The 513-nt window shown below is 35.7% G+C and carries 1 protein-coding gene; it reads right to left on the reverse strand.

All coding sequences use genetic code 11. The features are described from left to right. Positions 1 to 513 (reverse strand): hypothetical protein (locus tag GCU85_RS10495; protein WP_218110677.1); only part of this gene is annotated, 513 nt, incomplete at both ends.

Raw genomic sequence — 513 nt, forward strand, 5'->3', positions numbered from 1 at the left:
TTCATATAATGATATATACAATTAGGATATTCCTTTAGTGGCTTTTTATTTTTAGTCACATAGTTAATATATTCTTCATAACTACTATGTAGCTTGTCCCAGACCTCATCCTTTTTCAAATTACAAAAACCATCTCGATCTAGTTCAATGTCATTTTTTTCAATAAGGTGTTTTAAGAATTCGTTGCGTACATTCTTTATGTTGATGTTTTCAGAGCTGCGTAAAGAGGCTTCAGATTGGCTTGTTATCGTTTTATTGCCTCCTAGAATTTTCATTGCTATGTCTAGTAACTCTTTAGATTCATTACTACCATTTAAGAGCGTAGCCACAGTAACTCCTTCTACCCCTCTTGACGACAATAGTTCTACTGCTAGCTGCAGATTATTTAGCTTAGCCTCAGCTTCCTGTTCCCGCCTTGATTCAATCATAGATGCGTAAAACCCAATGGCACTCATTTCGTAGAATCCATGATGCTCAAACAAAGCTTCCCATTCATCATAGGCAAATTTACTG

Origin of the sequence: Ostreibacterium oceani (assembly GCF_009362845.1) — a bacterium.
Lineage (GTDB): Bacteria > Pseudomonadota > Gammaproteobacteria > Cardiobacteriales > Ostreibacteriaceae > Ostreibacterium > Ostreibacterium oceani.